This is a genomic window from Lentisphaera marina (assembly GCF_028745505.1).
GTDB lineage: Bacteria > Verrucomicrobiota > Lentisphaeria > Lentisphaerales > Lentisphaeraceae > Lentisphaera > Lentisphaera marina.
This window is the reverse complement of the sequence record NZ_JAQZZL010000001.1, coordinates 1,135,670-1,158,415: the sequence shown is the minus strand read 5'-3', so window position 1 is coordinate 1,158,415 and position 22,746 is coordinate 1,135,670. Positions and strand designations below refer to the sequence as shown.

Genomic DNA, 22,746 nt, shown 5'->3' with positions numbered 1-22,746 from the left:
TAGATAATAAAAAATGAAAAGAAAAAGTAAAATAATCGTTCGCTATTATCAGCCGGAAATGTTGATTCTAGGAACCTTACTTGGCATTATTTCTGCAGTACTTGCACCTATGGAAAATTTCTGGCTAAAAGCTCTTGGAATGATCACTTTTGGTTTAGCTATATTGTTTATCATATTACATTTTTTATTTGATTCTAAACATGGGATAATTACTAAATTCCAAGAAAAAAGAAACGAAGATAACAACAATGATTCTGAGAATTAAAAGGACGAAATCTAACCAAAAAATCGAACTGATATTTTCGTTTTGAATCAAATTTCAAATAGAAAATACAGCTCATTTAGGTCGTTCTGTAGGAATAATAAAAAATATTTTTTGAGTAAAACGAATCTTACAAAACAAATCTCCAAAGACTCAATAATTGATCGATCATTACAAGAAAATACGAAACATAAATCAATCTCATTAAAGTAAACTACCTATTCTACAAAACGCAGTTTTAATCTGTGTAGATGCGAAGTCAGCAATTTATCAAAAATAAACGCAATTCATTCCTCAAAACAATCTGAGTAAATGCGAAGTCAGCAAATAGAATTAGTCTTATAGAAATGAAAAATAACAAAATACAGAACCAAAAGCTGGAAGGAAGATTTTCGCTAAGGCTCAAATCTCCCTCAGCTTAGTCGTTAGGTCAGAATAAAAAATGATTAAAATCTATATCAAAAGTGCATTATTCGGAGTATTACTTTACTTCTTCTGCATGTTCATCTTTTCGGGGTTCTCCAAAGGTGAATCAACATCTGACTTCATGCATATAGGCGTAAGTACTTTTTGCATAGTTCAAGCAATTTTTACATGGCCGAAAATGATGAAGAAAAATGAAAAAATGAGAAGTTCAAACGAAACTAAAAATGAGAAGACCTAACAAGAAGCCGGAAGGAAGATTTTCGCTAAGGCTCAATCTCCCTCAGCTTAAACGTTAGTGTATCAATAATGAAAGTAGAATACAGCCCTATAAAATTATACTCACTAGTATTTGTTTCCTCTATTCAAATGTGGTTTCATATGCGAGGACAAATGTTTTTTATTTTTTGTTTAGTTCAATTATTATTTTTCCTGTTTATCGTAATGATTGCAAAAGAACTTTCTTTTGAAGTAGACGAACAAGGGTTTCACAGAAACTGGATGAGAATCCAAAAAATGAAACTTAAATGGGATAGTATAAAACGGTTCAGAAAAATCCCATTTTTAAGAGAACAATACATGATTGAAAAGAAATGGTTTTCAGGAGTAAGTTTTATACTTTTACCTATGATTTTCATAAAAAATAAAAAAGAATTTCTAGATTATATTAGAACTCATAAACCACAACTATTATCTCAACCAAAAGATAATTCATTCAGATTAACGAAATAGAAAACACTAACCAAAAAATGAACCTGAAATTCTCGTTCCTCGAATTCAGGTAATTTAGGTCGTTCGGTAATAAAAAAAATCATGGATAAAGACTTACAAAGAATCCAAAACCTATTGGAAGAAATAGATAAATGTGAAAAAGGTTCTTCGGAATACAACATTCTTCTATATCAATTAAAAATTGAACATATCACTTTGAAAGAAAGAGATATAAACAAACTTGATATAGAATCGAATTTTATTTATGGGAACCTAAGTAAGTTCATTATTGATTTAGATTATGTAGATGAAATTGTTAATAAGTTAGAAAAAGAATCATTGAATTATCAAAGAATATTTTCTAAACAAGAATATGAAAAAATCCTCAACGGTTATAAAGCAACTAGCCAAGATGAGAAATGGAATATAACTACCATAAATGATTGGACTTACCTACAACGTAGTTGGACAAGTTTTTATATATACGGATTTCAGTTAATTAATGAAGGTGATCAATATTCAGTAAAGCAAAGTTGGGTAAATCGAAATAAAGATCAATATGGAAATACTGATTTAGATTATGATCGTAAATCATTAAATATCATATTAGAAACTCAATTGAATTTAGAGCAAACTAAATAGAAACTATACCGAACAAAGAGTCGCACCTGATATTCTCGCCTAGGCTCGAAAACAGGTAAACTCAGACGTTCTGTAGGAATAATAAAAAATATTTTTGAGGAAAACGAATCTTACAAAACAAATCTCCAAAGACTCAATAATTGATCGATCATTACAAGAAAATACGAAACATAAATCAATCTCATCAAAGTCAACTACCTATTCCACAAAACGCAGTTTTACTCTATTTAGATGCGAAGTCAGTAATTCATCAAAAATAAACGCAATTCATTCCTCAAAACAATCTGAGTAAATGCGAAGTCAGCAAATAGAATGTAGTCTTATAGAAATGAAAAATAACAAAATACAGAACCAAAAAATCGAACTGATATTTTCGTTTTGAATCAAATTTTAAATAGAAAATACAGCTCATTTAGATCGTTCTGTAGAATAAAGAATAATGAAAGAAACGACGATCCAATAAATCGCGGATGCACACATTTAATCTTATCTGAACCTAGAAATTCTAGAGCAAAGTCGAATCCTCAATTTAGAATTATGCGAAGTCAGCAATAGTTCTATAGAAATGAAAAAATTAAAAGAAAATAGAAAAATACAGAACCAGTAACTGGAGTTGATACTTTCGTTATGAGTCACAATTTAAATAGAAAGTACAAACTCAGTTTAGACGTTAGCTCATAATAATGAAAACTCTTAAAAAAGCATTTTGGTTTATACTCAACTCTTTGTTTTTCAGTCAACATTCTATCAAAGAAATACAAGATAAAAAATTGAAAGAAAACAAAAAGAAAAAATTGAAAGAAAATAAAGAATAATAGAAAAGAGCTAACAAAAAGCCGGAAGGAAGATTTTCGCTAAGGCTCAATCTCCCTCAGCTTAAACGTTAGTGCAGAACAAAAACTTGTCAGTGTATGAAAATAGCGCTATATTCATACAGTTATCTACATAAGGAGAATTTAATATGCAAATGAATGTTTCATTACCTCCTGAATTATACAATGATGTTCAGGAACAAGTAAAATCTGGTTACTACTCAAACGCAAGTGAAGTTGTTAGAGATGCACTTCGACGTTTATCCGCTTCACACAAAGAAGAACTTGCCTGGAATCAATTAAGAAAGGTATTGTCTGAAGCTGAAAACAGTGGAACTAGTGATAAAACAGTATCAGATATAGCTAATATGGTACTAAAGAAATAATGTCCAACTCATACAAGCTTTCAAATAAAGCTACTCAAGACTTAATCGACATTATGAACTACACACTTGAAGAATGGGGTTCTACTCAAGTGGAGGTATATACAGAACAGTTAGAACATAGACTTCAATCAACTTCTACTTTTCCAGACATTGGCAGAAAACATCCAATGTTACCTAGTCATATTTATTACATCGCGGAAGGTAAACATTACATTTTCTATAAAAAAACAAAGACAGGTATAGAAGTACTACGACTATTACACCACAGTGTAGATTTCATTGCGCGTTTATCTGATAAACTATAGTTAATTGTCCACAATCAGCACTAACCAAAAAATGAACCTGAAATTCTCGTTCCTCGAATTCAGGTAATTTAGGTCGTTATGATAGAAAAAAAACATGAAAAATGATGATATAATAAAAATGTTTCAACTCATGAAGGAATACTCTGAAACAGAGATGGATCAGTGGGATCAATGGAAATTTGACACAAAATTTGGGGAAGTATACATAGACTTTTCCAGAGGTGTTTCAACTGGTGAAGGTGGTTACGAAGATATAAGCCATTTTATGAATACAGAAAACAATAAATCATAACCAAAAAATCGAACTGATATTTTCGTTTTGAATCAAATTTTAAATAGAAAATACAGCTCATTTAGATCGTTAGATTAATAAATTAAATGAATAGATTGATTTACGAAAAGAAGAATATATCTTTATTTAACAACGGATAACGGAACTATGACTCTTTTACAAAAAATAGAAAATGAAGCTTTAAGTCTTTCACAAGAAGATCGAGCGCATTTAATACATGATTTAATTGAAAGTCTTGAATATCAAGAATCTGATTCAATTAATTATGAATTAGAAATACAAAAAAGAGTTCAATCAATCAATGAAGGAACTGCTGTTGGAGTAGATGCTGATGAAGTATTTGCTCAACTAGAAAAGAAATATTCATGATATCCATAAAGTTCCTTCCTCAAGCTATTGAGGAACTTGATAATTCTATCCAGTACTATGAAGAGCTTTATAAAAGCTTAGGACTAGATTTTCACAAAGAAGTCAAAAAGACAATCAAAATCATTGCACTAAATCCTACTATATGGAAATTATACGAAGATGGAACTAGAAGAATTAGTACATCTAGATTCCCCTTTAAAGTTGTATATCTAATCGAAAATGATGCTCTTTGGATTGTCGCAATTGCCCACCATAAAAGATTCCCCGAATACTGGTCTAATAGGCTAAAGTAAAACCGAAATCTAACCAAAAAATGAACCTGAAATTCTCGTTCCTCGAATTCAGGTAATTTAGGTCGTTAGACTAGAATAAAAAATGAAATTTATATACCTAATTACCCTTATACTTTTATCGAGTTGTTCTTCAAAACCATTCGTTGTAAAAGAAACACAACTTTCTGTTACCTCTGGACAAGAAATATATATAGTAAGTCACGGTTGGCACACAGGGTTTGTTATACCTGCTCAAACAATCCAAAAAGAATTACCTCAACTTAAACAAAGATTTGGAGATACTCCATTTTTAGAATTTGGTTGGGGAGATAAAGGATTTTATCAAGCTAACGAAATCACTTCAAAATTAACAATGCATGCTATCTTTTGGCCTACAGCATCTGTTATGCATGTTGTTGAAGTGCCTACAATCCCACAACAATATTTCCGTAATAGTGAAGTAAAACGGCTATGGTTAAATAAAGAGAAATATGCTCTTTTTATAACTTATCTCACTAAGAGTTTTTTAAAAAAGGATAATAAAATAATAGAATTAAAAAACGGTATCTATGGTAACAGTCAATTCTATAAAGGCGAAGGAAATTATTATCTAATGAATACATGTAATAAATGGACGGCTAAAGGTTTAAAAAGTGCTCAATTGGATATTTACCCTTTATTTAAACTTACTGCAGGTAGCGTAATAGATTCATTACCTAATACTCAAGACTCACCCAAAGCAAAATAAAAAAACAAAGTCTAACCAAAAAATCGAACTGATATTTTCGTTTTGAATCAAATTTTAAATAGAAAATACAGCTCATTTAAGTCTTTAGGCAAACATGAAATTAGATTTTTGAACACGCAATTGCAATTAAGTTCGAAGTCATTATATTTAAATATTATGAAAATCATTGAAGAACTAAAGAAAGAATTACCCGAAGTATGCGAAAAATATGATATCGCATTCGTTGACTTATTTGGTTCCATTGCTAGAGATGAAGGTACTGAATCTAGTGATTTAGATCTCATCATTGATTTTCAGGAACCTAAGAGCAGACACGCTTCAAAACGTTATTTTGGTTTTCTTCATAGTATTGAAGATAAATTTGGGAAAAATGTAGACTTACTTACACCTAAATCATTATCAAACCCATTCTTACTTAATGAAGTAAACAAAGACAGAATTAGGCTTTATGGAAAATAAAGTAAAAAAGTGGTTATTTGATGCTGCTGAAGCAGCAAACAATATTAAAACATTTTGTGAGGCTAAAACATTTAATGAATACGACCAATCATTAATGCTTCAAAGTGCTGTAGAAAGGCAGTTTGAAATTCTTGGAGAAGCTCTCAGACGAATTAGAGAAATTGATCCACAAACTATTGATTCTATACCAGGCTCAAGAGAAGCAATTTCATTTAGAAACATGTTAGCACATGAATATGGTCACATAGATGACCGCATTGTTTGGAGTATTGTGGTCAATGAGCTTCCTGCACTATCTCAAAAAATTACCGATCTACTAAAGTAAATCGAAATAATGACTAACAAATCTCAATAACTAATCATCTTTTCCCTGTAAAACCCTTTAGCGATAAAGGGTTTTTGTGTTTCTAGGGGTCGCATTTCACAGAAAACTCATGGTGCTTAATGGTTGCCCTTGGCAATCATAAAAATTGATTGGCATAAAATCAAATAAAAAGCATATTAGCGGACTTTAAAATTTATTAGCGAGCTAAGCATGGATAACGAAAACCAAAACGAGAATTTTTCTTTCGTCGAAAGCGAGAAAAAGATCCTTGATTTCTGGAAAGATCAAGAGATCTTCAAGAAATCTCTGGAGCAAACAAAAGACTGCCCACCCTATATTTTTTATGATGGCCCACCCTTTGCGACGGGGCTACCTCACCACGGCCATTTAGTTGCCTCCACTTTAAAGGATATTATCCCGCGTTATTTCACGATGAAAGGTCGCTATGTCGAGCGCCGTTTTGGCTGGGATTGCCATGGCCTACCGATTGAGCATGAGATTGATAAAAAACTTGGCATGAGTGCACAAGACGCCGTCGAAAAAATTGGTGTAAAAGCTTACAACGAAGAATGTCGTGGCATCGTCCAACGCTTTACTTCTGAGTGGGAGAAGACCATTTCTCGCATTGGCCGCTGGGTTGATTTTGAAAATGACTACAAGACCATGGATACTGATTTCATGGAGTCGGTATGGTGGGTTTTTGGTCAGCTATGGGAAAAAGGTCTTATTTACCAAGGCACTAAAGTTGTTCCCTTTTCAACTGCACTAGGAACTGTACTCTCCAATTTTGAAGCTGGTTCCAACTACCAAGATGTTCAGGATCCCGCCGTAACAATCTTTTTCAAACTCAAGGATGAAGATGCCTATTTAGCTGCATGGACAACTACTCCATGGACCTTGCCTTCGAATTTATGCCTTTGTACAAATGCTGATATCAAGTACGTCAAAGTCCGCGATGAAGAAAAGCAAATCACATTCTACATGGCCGAAGCACGTCTTGAACACTACAGCAAGAAAAACACTCTAGAGGTTCTAGGCACCGTCACAGGCGCAGACCTCAAGGGTCGTCAGTATGAACCACTCTTCCCTTATTTTGCGGACCTCGCAGAAGAGAATTGTTTCCAAATCCTCAACGATGATTATGTAACGACAGAAAGCGGTACGGGGATTGTGCACATTGCACCTGGCTTTGGTGAAGACGATAATCGCGTCATGCAGGAAGAGGGTATAAAAGCTTCGGTCTGCCCAGTTGACGACGCGGGTAAGTTCACTAATAAAATCACTGATTATGCTGGTGTTTATGTAAAAGATGCTGACAAAGAGATTATCAAGGACCTCAAAGAACGCGGACGACTTTACGAAAGAAGTTCATATCTTCACTCCTACCCCTTCTGCCCCCGTTCCAAGACTCCGCTCATCTATAAATCTATCCCCTCGTGGTATGTGAATGTTGAAGCCATCAAAGAAAAAATGGTTGCTGCCAACAAACAAATCCATTGGGTTCCCGATCACATTAAAGAAGGTCGTTTTGGTAAATGGTTAGAGGGTGCCAGAGATTGGGCCATCTCACGAAATCGCGTTTGGGGAACACCTATCCCCATCTGGATAAATGACACAACTGACAAAAGAATTTGTATCTCGTCTATTGAACAACTCAAAGAACTTTCTGGTGTTGAACTCAGCGATTTACACCGCGAAAACACGGATGATGTCAGCTTCTCTATCCCTGGTGAGGAAGGTACTTACAAACGTATCACAGAAGTATTTGACTGCTGGTTTGAATCGGGTTCGATGCCTTATGCCCAACTTCATTACCCCTTTGAAAACAAAGAGATGTTTGACGCGGGCTACCCCGCCGAATTTATTGCTGAAGGTTTAGACCAAACACGTGGATGGTTCTACACACTCACAGTTCTCTCTGCTGCTATTTTTGATAAACCCGCCTTTAAAAATGTTATCGTTAACGGCTTAGTTTTAGCTAAAGACGGACGTAAAATGTCCAAATCTGAGCGTAACTTCACTGCTCCTGACAACCTTATGGAAGAGTTCGGTGCCGATGCACTTCGTCTCTATCTCATCACCTCTGGCCTCGTGAAAGGCGAAGAACAGAAATTTGATGATAAGGGCGTCAAAGATATGGTAAGAACAGCCTTACTACCTTGGTTCAACTCATTTAAATTCTTCAAAACATATGCCGACTTAGATGGCTGGGATCCTGCGAAACACTACGTAGAAGGCGATAACATTACGGACAACTGGTTGATATCTAATCTACAGACTTTGAAGAAAAACATTTCTAAAGAAATGGATGCCTATCAACTATACAATGTTGTGCCAGCTCTGTTCACTTTCATTGAAGACTTGACTAATACGTACATCCGTCTTAATCGCGGACGTTTTTGGGCTGAAGGTTTAGAAGCTGATAAGTGCGCGGCTTACTCAACACTCTATACAGCTCTCCAAGAGCTTAGCATAAGCATGGCTCCTTTTGCACCATTCTTTTCTGAGTTCATTTATCAAGAACTCAAGGAGATGAACTCTTCTAGCGATGCTCCTGAGTCAGTGCACTTATGTACTTATCCAACGGCTGACGAAAGCAAAATCAACAGCCTTCTAGAAGATGCCGTTGACCGCATGAACCAAATCATTTTGTTGGGACGCCAAAAGCGTAATCAAGTGAAAATCAAGGTCAAAACTCCACTCCAGGAGTTAACCGTAATTCATAAAGATGAAGCTCTTCTCAAAGAGATCGCGCGCCTTGAAAATTACATCAAAACTGAGCTCAATATCAAATCCGTTTCTTATGATCAAGACGAAGCTAAGTACATCAACTTCTTCACTAAACCTAACTTCCCTGCACTCGGCAAGCGCCTAGGCAAGCAAATGGGTAAGTTCACTGGCTTGATCAAGAAACTAAGTGAAGCTGAGATTGCTAAATTTGAAAGACAAGGATCCATTGAACTTGATGGTGAGGTCTTCACTCAAGGTGACATCGATATTTTCCGAGAAGCTCGCGAAGGCCATGATGCACTCTCAAATAGTTTAATCTCGATTGAACTCAACTGTGAACTCAGTCCTGAGCTTTTACGTGAAGGCCTAGCTCGCGAAGTGATTAACCGCATTCAGCGCTCAAGAAAAGATGCTGGCTTCAACGTTGGCGAACGCATTGCATTGACGGTAAAGAGCGACGACAACCTACAGCTGGCCATAGAAGAACATCAAGAATACATTTGTGGTGAAACACTGACTAATTCGATTTCTTTTAGCTCAGAAGGTAGTTATGATTTTGAATTTAAAATTGATGACTACTCATTGGAAATAGCTTTAACTAGAGTTTAAGACATATTTCTCACTCAAAATTTAACCCCGAGCACAACTAAGAACGTTGTGCATCGGGGTTTTTCGTTTAACTTATGTGATTATTTTTTATTAGCTTAGGAGTATTGATGTCTGACCAAGTAAGCAAACCTGCACTTCCCGAAGGAAGTAAAATTTTCTGCCCCGCCTGCAATGCTAAACTTGATGTGTCGGGCCTGATCATTGACTCAAAATTTTATTGCCCAGGCTGTAACGCTAAAATCCAAGTACCTGAAGAAAGCCTTACTCTACAAAGTAACAAAGTCGCCAAGCCAGAAACTCAAGAAACTGCTCCCTCTGAGCCTGTCAAAAGCCTTGCCCACAAAGCCCTAGGCGCTGCAGTCAAACTTCCCGGTCAAAAAACTCAAGCTCCAGCTCAAGCAAGTACAGAAGATGAAGAAGCTGGCTCAAGTTACGACATTGCCAAACGCATTGCTGCTGCTAAACAACGCGTTCTTGACTCCACTTCTCCAGACAAAAAAAACGAAGCTGATACCGAGACCAATGAATTAGAAGATAAAATTGCTGCTGCCAAGCAAAGAATCCTCAATGCCACCGCTAAAGACAAAGTTGATGTTAATGCGGCAGCTACAATTCAAGATAAAGTCCCCAGTGATATTGGAAAAACTGAGGATGCAAAATCAGATAATCCTAAGCAGGAAGAAGTAAAAGAAGAAAAAACTGAGCCTACCAAGACTGAGTCTACTGAGAAAAAAGAAGAAATAATAGCTGAGCCTACTGAGAAAAAAGAAGAAGTAATAGCTGAGCCTACTGAAGAGCAAATCGCAGCTTCGAGCACCGCTCCAGAAACAGAGTCAAGCAATGGTCTCAATAAAGTTAAATGTCACGCCTGTAGTGCACTCAATGACTTCTCCAGTAAACAATCATTTGAGAAAGTCCCCTGCGGTAATTGCTCAGAAATTATTATTGTTCCAAAACGCTTCCAACACTTTCTACTCGAAGATTTGCTTTCGGAAGGCGATATAGCCACAGTCTACCGCGCCCTAGACTTATCATTGAACAGAGAAGTATGTGTCAAAATATTCAACAAAGAGATTTCATCTAACAAAGCCTTGGTAGATACTCTTATCGAGAAACTCAGCCTTAGCGCAACACTGACCCAGCAAAACATCGTGCCCATTTACACTTCGGGCACACACGAAGAACAATTCTTTATTGTCAGTCAGTATATGAACCAACAATCCTTAGAAAATTTCATTGCAAAAGCTAATGGCTCTTTACCGATTAATGCATGCCTAAAAACTTTACATGAAGTAAGTAAAGGACTTCTTGAATACAGTCGCCACAAACAATTCCACCATCACCTCACTCCGCGAAACATTTTAATCAATTCTGATGGGCAAATCAAAGTAACTGACTTTAATATTTTTTACTCGATCATGCGTTCATTAGACAAGAAAGAAATGTATGGTACTGAGTTTGTTTCCCCAGAGATTATTCGTAAAGGACAAGATATCGACTCATCTGGCGATGTTTTTCACCTCGGTCTCATTGCTCAGCAGTTGGTCACAGGTAAGCTCCCCTATTCGGCAAAAGACCAAAGTGAACTCATGGATAAACACCTTGACGACACACCAAAAAGCCTTTCGGAATTACGCCGCGACACTCCGCAAGAACTCTGTGATTTCGTCCAGAAAATGCTTTCTGTTCGCCCAGGAGAACGCCCCAGCTTGAGTGAAGTTGAAAAAGAATTTGATAAATTGCGCAATCCGCAACAAGCCAATATGTCTGCGACTCGAATGAAAACACCGGTATCAAAAGCTCCTCTAGAAAAGGATGCCGACAAATTCAAGCATGCCAAATTACAAGATACAGACATGGCCCACGAGGACCTTTTAATCGAATTGGAAGACAGACCTAAAAAAGCCCCTCTCATCCCGATTGTATTAGTCCTTATTTTAATCATTGGCATTGCCGGTTTTGCGCTTAGCAAGAAAGCTGATAGTGATTCTGTTGAAGAAGAATCTTCTAAGGAGGTCCCTACTGAACTTACAAACACAAGTGTTGTAGTTGAGGCAGAAAACGTTACTAATGGAGATGAAGAAGCTACTGAAAACGAAGCCCCAAAGCAAGAAGAAGCACCTGTAGTTGAAGCTATTGAAGAAACTCCTGTCGTCGAAGTAACCCCTGAAGAAACAGCTCCTGTAGTTGAGGCCGAGCCTAAGCCTGAAACGGCAATGGAAAATTTTGACGAGGCTTTTGCTGAATTTTCTCCTAGCCCAGTGAATAAAGAGCAGCGCCCTTATCCTTCTAACTTGGATTTCAGCCCAACAATTTCTGAATTCATTGACTATTTAAATTCTCAACCTGATTCTCAAAGAAAAGCCATTGAGCATGAGCGCCTACGCCTCCTTAATCGAATTCGTTTTTACTTGATCAAAGTTCTGGCTAATTCACCTTACGTAGGCAAAGTTTATTCACGTGAATTTGAGGATAGCATCGATGGATTCTTGGAAGTGAAAAATGACCAACTTCTAATGGGTCGAAATGGCGCCGCCTTCACTTTAGAAATTGATGTCACTCAATTAGAAGACGTGCAGTTTGCTAAAATTCTTGAATTTTTTGCTAGCTCAAAACTCGATCAAGTTACCGATAGCCCGGATAGCATTGCCAAAACTCTACAAGAATCTGCAGCCGAAGATTACTTCAAAGCAGCTTTACTCATGGAGTGGTTCAAAAATGAACAAGCTGCCAAAGACTACTTAAAGATTGCTACAGAACTCAACCCCAGACTCGCTAATCATTACAAGGTATTTTTTGATGGGCAAGAATAAAAAAAGACCTTTAAAAACAGAAGGCTTTGCAGTTAACCCCTTTGCTGACTTAGAGATTGACTGTGTCGCTAAAGACAAAGAAGAAAGCTCTAAGACAAAAAACAAAATCCAACACACCACTTGTCGCCTTCGCTTAGAAAAAAAGGGACGCGCCGGAAAAACTGTCACCGTGATCTATGGTTTTGAACCCGTTCTCGAACTCATCGAAATGATGGATCTTCTGAGTGATTTAAAAAAAGCGATCGGTAGCGGAGGAACAGTCAAAGAAGATACACTTGAACTACAAGGTGATAAAAGAGCCCAAGTCGCAACTTTTTTACAAGACAAGAACTTTCGCACCAAGGGCGACATTAATTAATTTTCAGGAAGAACATGACTTTAGACGAATTACAAAAACAGGTTAAAGCGATTCAAGATCGTTTCGAGCACCTGGGGAGGTACCTTTGACGTCCCTAATAAAACTCAAGAACTCAATCAATTAGAACTCGAAATGGGCAGTTCATCCTTTTGGGATGATAGTAATGCTGCAAAAACCACTGTCGATCGTGTCTCTGCACTGAAAAACATTGTCATCCCCTACCAAGAACTTGGCTCAAGAGTCGAGGACTTTAGCACCCTCACAGAGCTCATTGAGGAAGAAGGCGCTGGCTCAGAACTCATGCAAGATGCGGATGAGGAATACCCCTCACTCAAAAAAGCTCTTGACGATATTGAACTACTCAGTTTCTTATCAGGTAAATACGATAGCGGCAACTGCTTCCTTTCCATCAATGCTGGTGCAGGAGGAACCGAATCATGTGACTGGGCTGATATGCTATTTCGCATGTATAGACGTTGGGCTGAGTCCAAAGACTACAAAATGTCTATTGTCTCTATTCAAGAAGGTGATGAAGCTGGTATAAAAAACTGCACCATCATGATTCAAGGGCCTATGGCGTTCGGTTACTTGAAAGCGGAACGCGGCGTTCACCGCCTAGTTAGAATCTCTCCTTTTGACTCAAACAAACGTCGACACACCTCATTCACTTCTGTAGATGTCGTCCCTGATATTGGCGATGAAGCCGAAGTTGATATTGATGACAAAGACCTCAGAGTCGATACTTTTCGTGCTTCAGGCGCAGGCGGCCAGCACGTGAATACCACGGACTCTGCAGTGCGAATTACGCATATTCCTACTGGTATTGTCGTTGCCTGCCAAATGGAAAGATCGCAACACAAAAACCGTGCGACTGCGTTAAAAATGTTAGGTGCAAAACTCGAAGAATTACGCCAAGCTGAGCACGCCGCTGAAATTGATGCGAACTCGAGTGAAAAAACTGACATCGGTTGGGGACACCAAATTCGTTCTTATGTTTTACACCCTTATAAAATGATCAAAGACCTACGAACTTCTTTTGAAACAAGTAACACCAATAATGTCTTGGATGGTGATTTAGATCCTTTCATCCAAGCCTATTTGAGAAGTGGCCTAAACAAAGAAGAAAATGAATAATAAAGCTATCCTTGCTTTATTAAGTAGCCTGGGTGTGATTATACTCTGCACTCTACTTTTGCTCAAAAAAGATGTGCGCCCCAGCACAATCAAGCAACAAAACACCATTCCCTACGAAGTTCAAAGTGCGACTGCGCAAGGAATGGTCAGCAGCGGTAAGTTCCTCTTTGCCAATAAAATTTTCGAAAACTCTTACTCACATTTCAAAGACAACCCAGCCTTTATTAATAGCTACACTGACAGCTTGTTAGCCGCCAAAGAAGTTGACAAGGCTATACAGATCACCGTGGAATCTTTAAAAATTTACCCACTCAACAAAGAGCTGCGAATAAAGCTAGCTAGATGCCTTATCCTCAAGAAAAAAAGCCCCTCCGCCTACACAGTTTTAACTGAGCTGCCGCTCTTCACACAAAAAGAAGCCGACTTCTTAAGTCTTATTATCATGAGTACTCCCAACAAGTCAGGCCTAGAGTCCTTGATGGGAAAAATGAAAAACTTTAGTACTTATCAATCATTCTTCCCAAAGCACTTAGTTGAACATTCACCTAACTCAAATTTCATTAAAAAGAGCCTGACCCAATAAAATGGCTGATGTTAAAGTTTTAAGCGCAGAAATTGCCAATCGAATCGCTGCAGGAGAAGTCGTAGAACGCCCTGCCTCGGTCTTGAAAGAACTCGTCGACAATGCCATTGATGCGGGAGCGACACGAATTGTCATTCGCACCGAAAATGCGGGAACGTCACTCATAGAAGTTTCTGATAATGGTTCTGGCATGAATCAAAACAATGCCCTGCTTTGCCTCGAGCAACACGCCACATCAAAAATCACTTATGCTAGTGATCTAGACAGTATTAGTAGCTATGGCTTTCGTGGGGAAGCAATCCCGAGTATTGCCTCGGTTTCTAGGTTCACCATTTTGACGCGATTACATGATGATTTGGAAGGTACTATGATCCAAGTTAATGGTGGTGAAATATCCGCTGTCGACAAGATCGGCTGTGCTCCTGGAACCTGTATTCGAGTCGCAAAACTTTTCTATAATGTTCCTGCTCGAAAAAAGTTCCTTAAATCTCAGCGCACGGAAGATTTTCATATACAAGAAACCTTTATTCAGTTAGCTCTTTCAAGACCTGACATCCATATGGAACTGCATTGCGACAAGCGCAAAGTTTATAATATTCCCCCTAGTAATGACATGAGGACTCGACTTAGCTCTTTCGTGAGTCGCGATTCTGTAAAAAACATGATTGATGTTGAATACCAAGAAGCAGGAATCTCTATCAAGGGACTCTGCTCTCGTCCAGGATTAGCTCGGGGCAATTCTCGTGAACAGCGTTTTTTCATTAACCAACGCCCCATAATTGCGCCCGAAATCAATCGCGCCATTCGCAATGCCTATGAAGGCATTATCAACAAAGGGCAATTTGCTCCCTGTATTCTCTATATCGAAATTGATCCTTCTCGAGTCGATATAAATGTGCACCCAGCTAAACGCGAAGTTCGCTTTCGTGAACCTCAGCTCATTTGCCAAGTCATTACACACTCTTTGGAACTTGCATTGAGAGCTCTAAGTGGCTCTCAACAAAAGTTAGTCGCCCCAGCCTTCCTTAATCCAAAGGTCGATACTCATACTAGGCCTGTGAGCCTCCACTTAAAATCACCCGATACAGATGAGGAAAAAGCTAAACCTCAACTTAGTTTAGCTCCAGAAAAGAGAGATATCCCTACAGAATTCACTCCTAGAAAAGAAGCCAGAAACACAACTCCTAAGGTTCATGTAGATTCACCACCTCCTGAGACAGGTCATGAGGAAAAAGCCCTTCCAACTGAGGGAGAAAATCAAAATGAAGCCTCTAGCGATGTAAGTATTTCAAATAACACGCAAAATAGTGACGTCACGAAAAAACAAGTTTATAGCCATGGACTCGACAAGCTCAAAGTTATTTCATTTTATAATAATGAATACCTTATATGCCAGGGTGAAAATGGCCTAATTATCCTATCGCTTAAAGCTGCTCGTGAACGAATTGTCTTTGAACAGATGTTGGATAATTATCGACTCAATAGTGAACACACTCAGGCTCTACTAATCCCCATAAGTTTAGAACTCAATCACAGCGACTCACACCTCATCGAGAAGTACCATACTCAATTAAGCCAACTGGGATTGGTATTAAGGCACTTTGGCGCCAATACATGGTTACTAGATTCGACGCCGCTTAATTTCCCAGAAGACAACCTCTTGGGGCTTATTAAAGATTTAATTGATTCACTGCACAATAATCCAGATAGCCTTAAGCGGGATATTCATCTGAATTTGGCAAAAACTATCTGTAAGACAAGCTCGGCTCGAATTAAGTTTAACGAAGCGAGTTCAAGTAAAATCTTAGTCGAACTCGATAAATGCGAGACTCCTTATTCGTGCCCACAGGGACGTCCAGTCTTTATTAATATTGCTGATAGTGAACTTAAAAAACGCTTCGGTCGCAACTAAGTTAAGAGCTCTCTTAATTTCTTTGCCAATTCAATCATTCTATAAGGCTTTCTTAAAAAGGCCGCTGCGCCCGCTTCAATTAAGTCTCCAGCCTCATTTTCAGCCATAAAGCCAGAAGAAATGAGTACTTTAACTTCATCGTCAATTTTCTTTAATTCATGAAAAGCTTCACGCCCATTCATTTCGGGCATAACCATATCGAGAATGACTAAGTCAATTTGACCGGGATTCTCCCTATAAATCTCCACCGCATCTAAGCCATTTTCTGCGAGCAAAACAATGTAACCAAGATTTTGAAGATTTTCGATTAAAACATCCCAAATCATGTCTTCATCATCAACCACTAAAATGGTCTCATTCCCTTGGAGTGCCTCTGAACTTAGATCTGTATCTAATTGCCCACCTACTGCGTGATAATCCATTGATGGTAATAATAGCTGAAGCGAGAGTTGGTCTGCTGTTTCATTACAAAACAATGCTCCAGAAAAACGCTTAAGAGCACCTAACACAAAGAGTATCTCTCTTTGATCCGCCTGCGAAAATATTGCGGCATCATAATTCACAGGAACATATTCGTTGATACCTTCTGCACTCTTCATTTCAATCGAGTAATAAATGCCATCACTTAAGTTTTCTTGTTGGCTTATGTTCACTTTATCAACTGAAAGCGTATATGGTTTCTCGCTGGAAAGTAAGGAATTCATGAACATAAATACTGAAGAAAGCTGCCCCATATTAGCTTGAATAATGAGCTCATCTTCATCACTAACTAAGTTCTGATCATTAACTTCGCGTAATTTTCTACTGCGATTAAAAAAGGCATTCAGTAAGCTACTTAAGTTAACTTTTTCTTGGTCATCGACTGTTGACTCCAAGTCTTGCGACATGGTCATAAATACCGATTCAATTTGCTTCACATCATGACGTAATTTTTCTAAGTAGCGTTCCCCTGAAACGGAGTCCTCTAGTTCATCTTCAAGAAAGTCACTATAAACAGCAATGTTTTTAAGTAACTTATTCATTACCAATGAAAGCCCTTTGAGCTCTGCATCACAACGCTCTAATCGCTCTTGTAGAGAAATCTCATTTAAATCATGATATTCCTGCATAATTAAACCTCATTTTGATATTTTATATTGACACAATAACACTCATTGTTAGTTTTTCAGCGAAACAGGAGCTATATATAGTCCCATAATTTATAAAAACAGAAGATATCAATGACAGAATTTATTATCATGCCTGCAATTGGAGCTGTAATTGGAGCTGTAACCAATGAGCTCGCCATAAAAATGCTCTTTAGGCCCTATAAACCCGTCTATGTTTTTGGCCTTAGGCTTCCCATGACTCCTGGCGTCATTCCTTCACAGCGCAGTGTTATTGCGGGGAATATTGCGGAGACATTTGAAAAACACCTTTTATCAGGCAAAGAAATCCATGACATGCTCACCTCCCAAGACATGCATGATCAGCTTGAAATTGAAATCTTTAGGGGTCTAGAACAAGAACTCCCCAATATCATTAACAATCCTGAGCTTTTAGATCAAACTAGCTTCATGATTCACTCTGCCCTCATAAATACCGCCAAAGATAAATTTGTAACTATTAGTGCTGAAAAAGCGCCCCTCTTAGCAGAACAGATGATTGACAAGGCCATTGACTCCTTGGGAGCTATGGTCGCCATGGTTGCCTCTCCCTTTAAAGGGAAGATTTGCGAAAAAGTCTTGGAGGGAATTGAAGCCTTGAGTCACGAAACTTTAGCCTCTTTCTCTACTGATGAGACTCGCCTGCTCATCAAAGAAAAAATCAGCGAAGAGAGCTCCCAAATCAATTATACAAAAATAGCCGAATCAATCGCCCCGAAAATGACGAGCTTAATCATTGATGGTTTGAGTAAGGCCATCGAAGAGGCATTAAGTAGTGGTCACCTCGACATTCGTCACAAAATCGAATCTAGGATCAATGAGCTCGACATCGAGCAACTCGAAGAGATCATCTTAGGCTTTAGTCGTGAGCAATTTCGCTACATCACTGCCTTTGGTGCTTTGCTTGGGGCGGTTATTGGCCTTGTTCAAGCCTTCACCTTTGGCATGCTCAACTAAATGTTAGATGCGCTCATCATTGGCAGTGGTTATTTGGGCTCTGCAATCAAAGCTCAATTTAACCATGTAAAATCGAGTTCATTGGAAGAGGATGGAGACTTTTATTTTTGTTTAGAGACCTCCTCTTTAAACACCCTTCCGGCAGCTAAGCTACTCATCATTTCCTGTACAATTGAAAACCTAGGGACGAAAGCCCAAGTTCTTGCGGAGTTCGCAAAAAACAACTATGAAAAAACTATTTTGATCTCGACTGCGAGCTTATACGAAGTTAACAACCCCAATGAAGTCATAAATGAAGATTCCAAACTCAAGCCGACACACCCAAGAACCATCTGTGAAAGCTATTTTGAAAACTTTTCCAGCATTCTACATTGTGGCTTACTTTGGGATGATAATTTGCGGCAACCGCATAAATGGCTTGCTCGTATCAAGAACGGCTTAAAACACGTGAATTTATGTAAGATTGACTTGGTCGCTCAAGTATGCTTCCAAATATCAGTAATGAATCCCGTACCAACAGGTCGTTATCTATGCTCTGATGGCCAAGCACTTCGTTGGAATGATATTGCCGAAAGAAATGGTCGCACCCTAAACTGCCATGAAGCGGGTAATGAAAGTAAAATTTTAGACCCACAAAAACTACGAAAAGTTTTAAAAAGTAAGATTGACTGGAATACATTCGTATATTGTGACAAAAAAGAGCCCTTGTGACTTAGTACAAGCATGTATTAGATTGGATTTTTACTTGAGCTCTTTTAAATTATTCAAAATTTAAAATCTAAGAGACTCAAAATATTACCTCCAGGCACATTAATTAACGGGTTTTGTATACTCGAAAAAATAGCTAGTGGCAACATGGGCACCGTGTACTCGGCGACTCAAGTTAACCTCAACAGAAAAGTAGCGATAAAAGTCCTCTTTGAGAGCACTGTTCAAGACCAAGACTTCTTAAGAGGCTTTTTCCGAGAAGCCCAGGCAGCTGCGGCATTCACTCACCAAAACATTGTGCAGGCCTACGATGTTGGACAAAGCGAAGATGAACTCTACTATTTTGCAATGGAGCTTGTTGATGGTGGCGATGTTTTAGAATTAATTAAGAGCAACGATTCGATCATTTATAAAGATGCCTTACCCCTCATGACGGGTATTGCGGAAGGCTTGCACTATGGGAACTCGACTCGCCAACTCACTCATGGCGATTTAAAACCTGCCAACATTTTAATTACTCGCCAAGGAGAAGCTAAGTTAGCTGACCTGGGTTTAGCAAGAATGGGTGGCGAAATCCAAGGAGAAAGCGACGGGATCATGCTTACTCCTATGTATGCTGCTCCAGAAATGATTTTGGATCAGTGGGAAAACGGAGATCCACGAGCCGACATCTATTCATTTGGTGCCACTTTATATCACATGTTAGCAGGGCACCCTCCATTCGAGGATCCATCATTCAAAGAAATTTTGCGCATGCAGATTGAAGAAGATCATATCCCATTAAAAAAAGCTAAAGCCAAAATACCTCAGGGCGTCTCTGACTTTGTCGACCACCTCTTAGAGAAAGACCTCCATAAACGTCCACAGACTTGGGCCGAAGTATTAGAATCACTGCAGCAGCTTAAACTTAAAGCGAGTGTTTATCAGCGCAGTTCAGATAAAAAAAGTAAGTCAAAAGTATTTGATCGCGCCCACGCAGATAACAATAAAAGTAAGAACACTCTCATCGCAGTGATACTTGGCTTTTTCATCATTGCTGCGATTGCTTTAACTTTAATTAATATTGATAATAAAAATACTAATACTCGCGAAAGCAAAACCCCTCAAAGTAATTCACCTACCAAAGAAGAACTTCTAACGAAACCACCTGTAGAAACACCCCCTGCAATAGCGAAACAAAAAGCTCCAGAGAGCCCGAAACCAAAAAAGATATTAAAACAAGAAAAACGAGAGGCTAAACTTTTAAACGACAAAAGGACTAACCCTAAACCTGTGATTGAAAAAAAAAAGCCACTCGTAAAAACGCCGAAGCCCGCAGAAAAAGCAATCGTAAAAATCCAGACACCTAAAGTAGATCCGAGAGAGAAAAAACTAACGGCCCACCTAAAAGCTATTTCCAGCCTCAAAAACGGCAACATAAACGAGCACATCAAAAAAATATCCACTATCGTAACCGATAACAGCTATGCCCAAAATCTGAGTATCCATTTTTATGAAGCTTTGGAGGAAATGAAATCTTATAAAGACACAAAAATCTTACTTTCTACTTATGATGCTAAACATATTTCTTTCGTAGAAAATAAATTATACGGCCCTGTTGAAGAAAAAATATTGATTAACAGTAAAGAGTCGACTCTTAAACTCGCCCAATTAAGTGAAGAATTGATTGAATCAAAAAAATCATCTGACCAAAATGTAATCATGCTTTATGCACTCACTCAACCAAAGAGTTATCTAAAAAATAAAATAACAATGACCCCAGAAAACGACTATAGTACGTTTATTGACTTAATACTCAAACACGGTGTACAATGAAACATTTTGTGTTTTTTATTACCCTCTGTTTTGGTCTAATTGCTGAAGAATCTACCACAAGCTCGGTCGATCCTTTCTGGATCGACGTGAAAGAAGGATTTTCAATTTATTTAACTCAACGTTATGTCGATGAAGGAGAAACCCCCGAGAACATCAAACTCGCAATTTACATGAATCGCCTATCTCAGCTTACTACCGGGAAGGGTATCGACATCAAAAAATTACTAGTACAAGCACCAACAGAATGCGATAAACGCTTAATTGACAATGGCCTACAGCTCCAAACTATCTTAAGTGATAAATACAATTCATTAGAGAATACTGAAAAATCTGAAGCCATCAAATTATTGATAGCTCTTGTATGTGATAATATAGGCCAGCTTGACCAAAACCTTCTCAGTGAACTTCCTGTTGAACTCGTAGAGAATCGAGTAAGTAAAATCCACCGTGACTATAGCGAAAAATATGGCCTTCACTTAGAATCCCCAAAAGATGTTTTAGTTTCACAACTAGAAAACATTTCCTTTAGGTCACTTTCCTTTAATACATCTCAGTTATTTCTACTGATAAATTACATCAACAAAAAATGTAAACCTCTTGGTATCAGTTTAGAGATCGACTCCCTCCCCTTCTGTGAAGACTTGAAATCTTCTTTCAACTCAGAAGACGAAGTTATTTATAGTGGCAGTCTACAAGTCAAAAAACCTATTAGCTTTAAGCTCGAAGACGGCAACCTTATGGACCTAATCAACATCATTGACCTACACTACAGAGTTCAGCTTTCCTATTCTAGCAACAAGATCATCATCAAATCACCTGATGAATCACACTGGAAACACGACTTATTATCTTATCGTCAAGCGGATGCCTTAAGCGCTATGCTCTTCTCTCCTGTCTACGATAAAGTCCACAAAAAAAACAAGACCTTCCAAATTTATGGCCAAATCCAAAAAGTAATTAATAAGGAAAGCTCTAGTACTATATACTTAAACCCTTACCTATCCGTAGAAATTCCATATAACCAAAATGAAGAATTGATCGATAATTTATCTATTATTGCTGAAAAAAACGAAAATAGAAAAAGCTCATTATATAGTGAAAAGCTTAAAGTAATTATCCAAGGTGATTTTGTCGCTAACTCTGGTTCAGCAACAAAAGTAGAACTTATTTACCTACCTAGTTACGGCAAGTTCTTTAAATTATTGTAAATCACTTACTGTACTGTTCTTTACCGTACTCTTCCCACCATTTCAGCCAATTAGCTGCAACATCTTCTTTGACTTGTGCGAAGTCATTTTTTACGCAGTATAAAATCCCTGAGCGGTGTTTTTTGAACTCAAAAGAATAAGGTTTTATTTCACCATTAGTGATACGTTGCGCCATATAAGCTGCGTAAATTCTAATTTGAGGCATTTCGTAAATACTCTTCGACTCCATCCACAATGTTGTGTCATCTTCTTCTAATACAACTTCGCGCTTATCCTTTAATAAACTTGCATATATACGAACCACTTGATCAATATTCACTGGTAGTGAGTCTTCTAAGCCCTCTTCCCTCTTTTTGATCATTGCGGCATTATAGTTATCCATCGCGCGGTGAAAGAGCGCCTCAATTATTACAGTAGTTACTTGAGCATTAGAAGTTTTTAAAATTTCCTCAAGCTCATCAATTGACTTATCTTCGTAATTCTTAATCCTGAGCTTATAGATGGTCATATCTTGCTCTTCAATTCGAGACACTACTTTACCCTTGTGATCTTTCACCTCGACAGAAACTTGTGGGGTATCGTATTTCTTAATTGCAATCCTTTTTTTGGGGACATTATCTTTGGCTTTATTAGCTGGGGCATGGCCCGATCTTTGGCTTGCACATGCAACTAGAAAGGCTAAAGGGATAAGACTGTAAAACTTCATTTATAAACTCCTTTAAAAATAGCTCATAAAACTAGCATTAACTGGGTGACTTGCAACAAATA

23 protein-coding genes are annotated in these 22,746 nt (G+C 38.0%); 21 read left to right on the top strand and 2 right to left on the bottom strand.

Annotation, left to right across the window (positions count from 1 at the left end):
* Nucleotides 1–13 precede the first annotated feature (13 nt).
* The 17 genes from PQO01_RS04810 to mutL all read left to right on the top strand — a co-directional run bounded on the left by PQO01_RS04810 (nt 14) and on the right by mutL (nt 16,145).
* On the top strand, nt 14–265 hold the full coding sequence (locus PQO01_RS04810; RefSeq protein WP_274312899.1) for a hypothetical protein: 252 nt from the start codon (nt 14–16) through the stop codon (nt 263–265).
* A gap of 729 nt (nt 266–994) precedes the next feature.
* Nucleotides 995–1,417 (top strand): hypothetical protein, encoded by a 423-nt coding sequence (locus PQO01_RS04805; RefSeq protein ID WP_274312898.1) that lies wholly within the window; start codon nt 995–997, stop codon nt 1,415–1,417.
* An 81-nt stretch (nt 1,418–1,498) separates the two neighbouring features.
* A complete protein-coding gene (locus tag PQO01_RS04800) occupies nt 1,499–2,038 on the top strand; it encodes a hypothetical protein (protein ID WP_274312897.1) in 540 nt (179 codons plus the stop codon).
* Between the two features lie 961 nt (nt 2,039–2,999).
* Complete coding sequence (locus PQO01_RS04795) at nt 3,000–3,236, top strand: type II toxin-antitoxin system ParD family antitoxin (RefSeq protein ID WP_274312896.1); 237 nt, start codon at nt 3,000–3,002, stop codon at nt 3,234–3,236.
* Nucleotides 3,236–3,541, top strand: coding sequence for a type II toxin-antitoxin system RelE/ParE family toxin (locus tag PQO01_RS21595; protein ID WP_420792898.1), 306 nt, complete (start codon nt 3,236–3,238; stop codon nt 3,539–3,541). The genes PQO01_RS04795 and PQO01_RS21595 overlap by 1 nt, the downstream gene beginning before the upstream one ends.
* Nucleotides 3,542–3,635: 94 nt before the next feature.
* Nucleotides 3,636–3,833 carry a hypothetical protein gene (locus PQO01_RS04790; RefSeq protein ID WP_274312895.1) on the top strand — a complete coding sequence of 66 codons (198 nt, stop codon included), beginning with the start codon at nt 3,636–3,638 and terminating at the stop codon, nt 3,831–3,833.
* 147 nt (nt 3,834–3,980) lie between these two features.
* The gene (locus PQO01_RS04785) at nt 3,981–4,202 is read left to right on the top strand and encodes an addiction module protein (RefSeq protein ID WP_274312894.1); all 222 of its coding nucleotides are present in this window, start codon (nt 3,981–3,983) and stop codon (nt 4,200–4,202) included.
* A complete protein-coding gene (locus PQO01_RS04780; protein WP_274312893.1) occupies nt 4,199–4,495 on the top strand; it encodes a type II toxin-antitoxin system RelE/ParE family toxin in 297 nt (98 codons plus the stop codon). Before PQO01_RS04785 ends, PQO01_RS04780 begins: the two co-directional genes overlap by 4 nt.
* A gap of 82 nt (nt 4,496–4,577) precedes the next feature.
* Nucleotides 4,578–5,222: a TIGR02117 family protein gene (locus PQO01_RS04775; protein ID WP_274312892.1), complete on the top strand. Its 645-nt coding sequence runs from the start codon at nt 4,578–4,580 to the stop codon at nt 5,220–5,222.
* Nucleotides 5,223–5,264: 42 nt separating this feature from the next.
* Nucleotides 5,265–5,681 carry a nucleotidyltransferase family protein gene (locus PQO01_RS04770; RefSeq protein ID WP_420792897.1) on the top strand — a complete coding sequence of 139 codons (417 nt, stop codon included), beginning with the start codon at nt 5,265–5,267 and terminating at the stop codon, nt 5,679–5,681.
* Nucleotides 5,671–6,006, top strand: a complete 336-nt coding sequence (locus tag PQO01_RS04765) for a HepT-like ribonuclease domain-containing protein (RefSeq protein ID WP_274312890.1) — start codon at nt 5,671–5,673, stop codon at nt 6,004–6,006. Before PQO01_RS04770 ends, PQO01_RS04765 begins: the two co-directional genes overlap by 11 nt.
* 210 nt (nt 6,007–6,216) lie before the next feature.
* Nucleotides 6,217–9,345: an isoleucine--tRNA ligase gene (gene ileS, locus PQO01_RS04760; protein ID WP_274312889.1), complete on the top strand. Its 3,129-nt coding sequence runs from the start codon at nt 6,217–6,219 to the stop codon at nt 9,343–9,345.
* Between the two features lie 107 nt (nt 9,346–9,452).
* A complete protein-coding gene (locus tag PQO01_RS04755) occupies nt 9,453–12,158 on the top strand; it encodes a protein kinase domain-containing protein (RefSeq protein WP_274312888.1) in 2,706 nt (901 codons plus the stop codon).
* Nucleotides 12,145–12,516, top strand: a complete 372-nt coding sequence (locus PQO01_RS04750) for a translation initiation factor (protein WP_274312887.1) — start codon at nt 12,145–12,147, stop codon at nt 12,514–12,516. Before PQO01_RS04755 ends, PQO01_RS04750 begins: the two co-directional genes overlap by 14 nt.
* A gap of 14 nt (nt 12,517–12,530) precedes the next feature.
* Nucleotides 12,531–13,650 (top strand): peptide chain release factor 2 gene (gene prfB / locus PQO01_RS04745; protein WP_337994434.1). Its coding sequence is split into 2 segments (ribosomal slippage): nt 12,531–12,602 and nt 12,604–13,650, totalling 1,119 coding nucleotides; the frame shifts between segments, so codons are not numbered across the junction.
* Nucleotides 13,643–14,233, top strand: a complete 591-nt coding sequence (locus PQO01_RS04740; RefSeq protein WP_274312886.1) for a tetratricopeptide repeat protein — start codon at nt 13,643–13,645, stop codon at nt 14,231–14,233. The genes prfB and PQO01_RS04740 overlap by 8 nt, the downstream gene beginning before the upstream one ends.
* A 1-nt stretch (nt 14,234) precedes the next feature.
* Nucleotides 14,235–16,145, top strand: a complete 1,911-nt coding sequence (gene mutL, locus PQO01_RS04735) for a DNA mismatch repair endonuclease MutL (RefSeq protein ID WP_274312885.1) — start codon at nt 14,235–14,237, stop codon at nt 16,143–16,145.
* Here the strand turns inward: mutL and PQO01_RS04730 are convergent.
* Nucleotides 16,142–17,254, bottom strand: coding sequence for a response regulator (locus PQO01_RS04730; protein ID WP_274312884.1), 1,113 nt, complete (start codon nt 17,252–17,254; stop codon nt 16,142–16,144). The two genes, mutL and PQO01_RS04730, sit on opposite strands and share 4 nt — an antisense overlap.
* Nucleotides 17,255–17,365: 111 nt before the next feature.
* Between PQO01_RS04730 and PQO01_RS04725 the strand changes: the two genes are divergently transcribed.
* The 4 genes from PQO01_RS04725 to PQO01_RS04710 are packed head-to-tail and all read left to right on the top strand — an operon-like array spanning nt 17,366 to nt 21,978.
* Nucleotides 17,366–18,247 (top strand): DUF445 domain-containing protein, encoded by an 882-nt coding sequence (locus PQO01_RS04725; RefSeq protein WP_274312883.1) that lies wholly within the window; start codon nt 17,366–17,368, stop codon nt 18,245–18,247.
* Nucleotides 18,248–18,958, top strand: a complete 711-nt coding sequence (locus PQO01_RS04720; protein ID WP_274312882.1) for a hypothetical protein — start codon at nt 18,248–18,250, stop codon at nt 18,956–18,958.
* A gap of 48 nt (nt 18,959–19,006) precedes the next feature.
* Nucleotides 19,007–20,770, top strand: coding sequence for a serine/threonine protein kinase (locus tag PQO01_RS04715; RefSeq protein WP_337994446.1), 1,764 nt, complete (start codon nt 19,007–19,009; stop codon nt 20,768–20,770).
* Entirely contained in the window at nt 20,767–21,978 is a 1,212-nt protein-coding gene (locus PQO01_RS04710; protein WP_274312881.1) for a hypothetical protein, read from the top strand. The genes PQO01_RS04715 and PQO01_RS04710 overlap by 4 nt, the downstream gene beginning before the upstream one ends.
* 1 nt (nt 21,979) lies before the next feature.
* Here PQO01_RS04710 and PQO01_RS04705 read toward each other — a convergent pair whose 3' ends face one another.
* Complete coding sequence (locus PQO01_RS04705) at nt 21,980–22,684, bottom strand: hypothetical protein (protein ID WP_274312880.1); 705 nt, start codon at nt 22,682–22,684, stop codon at nt 21,980–21,982.
* Between the last annotated feature and the right edge of the window lie 62 nt (nt 22,685–22,746).

What these genes read in the sequence shown, in the direction of transcription:
- PQO01_RS21595 (WP_420792898.1), top strand. Translation starts at nt 3,236, where the DNA reads ATGTCCAACTCATACAAGCTTTCAAATAAAGCTACTCAAGACTTAATC.
- mutL (WP_274312885.1), top strand. Translation starts at nt 14,235, where the DNA reads ATGGCTGATGTTAAAGTTTTAAGCGCAGAAATTGCCAATCGAATCGCT.
- PQO01_RS04805 (WP_274312898.1), top strand. Translation starts at nt 995, where the DNA reads ATGAAAGTAGAATACAGCCCTATAAAATTATACTCACTAGTATTTGTT.
- PQO01_RS04705 (WP_274312880.1), bottom strand. Translation starts at nt 22,684, where the DNA reads ATGAAGTTTTACAGTCTTATCCCTTTAGCCTTTCTAGTTGCATGTGCA.
- PQO01_RS04785 (WP_274312894.1), top strand. Translation starts at nt 3,981, where the DNA reads ATGACTCTTTTACAAAAAATAGAAAATGAAGCTTTAAGTCTTTCACAA.
- PQO01_RS04765 (WP_274312890.1), top strand. Translation starts at nt 5,671, where the DNA reads ATGGAAAATAAAGTAAAAAAGTGGTTATTTGATGCTGCTGAAGCAGCA.
- PQO01_RS04755 (WP_274312888.1), top strand. Translation starts at nt 9,453, where the DNA reads ATGTCTGACCAAGTAAGCAAACCTGCACTTCCCGAAGGAAGTAAAATT.
- PQO01_RS04730 (WP_274312884.1), bottom strand. Translation starts at nt 17,254, where the DNA reads ATGCAGGAATATCATGATTTAAATGAGATTTCTCTACAAGAGCGATTA.
- ileS (WP_274312889.1), top strand. Translation starts at nt 6,217, where the DNA reads ATGGATAACGAAAACCAAAACGAGAATTTTTCTTTCGTCGAAAGCGAG.
- PQO01_RS04740 (WP_274312886.1), top strand. Translation starts at nt 13,643, where the DNA reads ATGAATAATAAAGCTATCCTTGCTTTATTAAGTAGCCTGGGTGTGATT.
- PQO01_RS04750 (WP_274312887.1), top strand. Translation starts at nt 12,145, where the DNA reads ATGGGCAAGAATAAAAAAAGACCTTTAAAAACAGAAGGCTTTGCAGTT.
- PQO01_RS04710 (WP_274312881.1), top strand. Translation starts at nt 20,767, where the DNA reads ATGAAACATTTTGTGTTTTTTATTACCCTCTGTTTTGGTCTAATTGCT.
- PQO01_RS04810 (WP_274312899.1), top strand. Translation starts at nt 14, where the DNA reads ATGAAAAGAAAAAGTAAAATAATCGTTCGCTATTATCAGCCGGAAATG.
- PQO01_RS04800 (WP_274312897.1), top strand. Translation starts at nt 1,499, where the DNA reads ATGGATAAAGACTTACAAAGAATCCAAAACCTATTGGAAGAAATAGAT.
- PQO01_RS04790 (WP_274312895.1), top strand. Translation starts at nt 3,636, where the DNA reads ATGAAAAATGATGATATAATAAAAATGTTTCAACTCATGAAGGAATAC.
- PQO01_RS04775 (WP_274312892.1), top strand. Translation starts at nt 4,578, where the DNA reads ATGAAATTTATATACCTAATTACCCTTATACTTTTATCGAGTTGTTCT.
- PQO01_RS04780 (WP_274312893.1), top strand. Translation starts at nt 4,199, where the DNA reads ATGATATCCATAAAGTTCCTTCCTCAAGCTATTGAGGAACTTGATAAT.
- PQO01_RS04795 (WP_274312896.1), top strand. Translation starts at nt 3,000, where the DNA reads ATGCAAATGAATGTTTCATTACCTCCTGAATTATACAATGATGTTCAG.
- PQO01_RS04725 (WP_274312883.1), top strand. Translation starts at nt 17,366, where the DNA reads ATGACAGAATTTATTATCATGCCTGCAATTGGAGCTGTAATTGGAGCT.
- PQO01_RS04720 (WP_274312882.1), top strand. Translation starts at nt 18,248, where the DNA reads ATGTTAGATGCGCTCATCATTGGCAGTGGTTATTTGGGCTCTGCAATC.